The sequence below is a fragment of the Pseudoalteromonas sp. EB27 genome, assembly GCF_001974875.1.
Lineage (GTDB): Bacteria > Pseudomonadota > Gammaproteobacteria > Enterobacterales > Alteromonadaceae > Pseudoalteromonas.
Genome location: NZ_MTQD01000032.1, coordinates 1 through 1,546, shown reverse-complemented (window position 1 = coordinate 1,546; position 1,546 = coordinate 1). Strand labels below are relative to the sequence as shown.

Sequence of the window (1,546 nt, the reverse complement as noted above, 5' to 3'; positions counted from 1 at the left end):
ACTTATAGTTCGACCAAGCCACTTAATTTAAAAGTAACTGACTATTATATTAAGTGGAATATGCTTCTGTTGGTTACGAATATTGAATGCCAAACATCTAATGTTTTTAACAAGACGTTCGAGCCAACAGAGCACCTCGATTTCAAAACGCATACTCAGGGATTGCCGACCAAGACTATCTATAAGACCTGCGAGAAACGAGATTTAAGCACATTCCGTCCTTAACTTTAACCGTAGGCGCTATAAAATGAAAGCATATAACGTTGATAATTTTGCTGTACTCATTGGCATGGATTGGGCCGATAAAAAACATGATATTTGTGAACACCCAACAGGCACTAATAAATATCATTACACCGTTATTAAACACACACCTGAAGCGTTGCATGAATGGGCTATGGATATTAAACAGCGTTATCCAGAGCAGAAAATAGCAATTGTTTGTGAGCTTAAAAAAGGCCCGCTTATTTATGCATTAGCCAAATACGACCACCTTACTTTATTTACCGTGAATCCTTGTGCTGTTGCTAAATACCGCCAGGCTTTTACGCCCAGTGGCGCAAAAGATGACCCATCAGATGCCTTTGTACAAGTTGAAATTCTCACGTTACACATGGATAAGCTGTCTGTCATTGAGCCTGAGTCAGCAGCTATGCGAACGCTGTCTCAGCTTGTTGAATATCGCCGAAGTTTAGTGCAAGACAGTGTCGATTTATCCAATAAAATAACAGCGACATTAAAAAATTATTACCCGCAGGCACTTGAATGGTTTAAAGAAAAGGACACGTATATATTCTGCGACTTCATTCAGAAGTGGCCGTCACTCACTGCGGTTAAAAAAGCAAGAAAACAGACTTTACTCGACTTTTTTGAGAGTCATAACTCACACTATTCCACGGTCAATAATGCACGATTAGACAGTATTAAAAATTCAATGCCATTAACTCTGGATGAAGGCGTCATTGTGCCTAATCAAATGCTCGTTGAAGTGCTTATTACGCAATTTAAAGTGTTATTAAAAGGTATTGAAAAGCTCGATAAAGCAATAAAATCGGCTTATAAAGCCCAGCAAGATAAAAAGATATTTGATAGCTTACCCGGTGCAGGTCCACAACTCGCCCCACGTTTACTTGTTGCTTTTGGGAGTAATCGTGCGCGTTATAATGATGCTGCAGAACTTCAAAAGTACGCGGGTATAGCGCCTGTTATTGAGCGCAGTGGCCAAAAAATGTGGACTCATTGGCGTTATAGTTGCCCCACTTTTTTAAGGCAAACATTTGTAGAATGGGCAGGCTTTTCTATTCGTTATTCGTTTTGGGCTAAAGCGTATTATGAGCAACAAAAAGCCAAGGGTAAGCCGCATAACAGCATAATTAGATCACTGGCATTTAAATGGATAAGGATTGTATTTAGGTGTTGGAAAACGAATACACCCTACGATGAATCGACGTATTTAGCGGCCTTAAAACGCAGAGGCTCACCACTTTTAAAATTTGCAGTTAATAGCTAAATTTTACTAGTCGTCCACCTCAGGGCGTGTTGTTAG

At 39.7% G+C, this 1,546-nt stretch carries 1 protein-coding gene; it reads left to right on the top strand.

Going from position 1 to position 1,546, the window contains the following annotated elements; genetic code table 11:
* Positions 1-247: 247 nt before the first annotated feature.
* Entirely contained in the window at positions 248-1,510 is a 1,263-nt protein-coding gene (locus tag BW142_RS20460; protein WP_076926144.1) for an IS110 family transposase, read from the top strand.
* Positions 1,511-1,546: the final 36 nt, after the last annotated feature.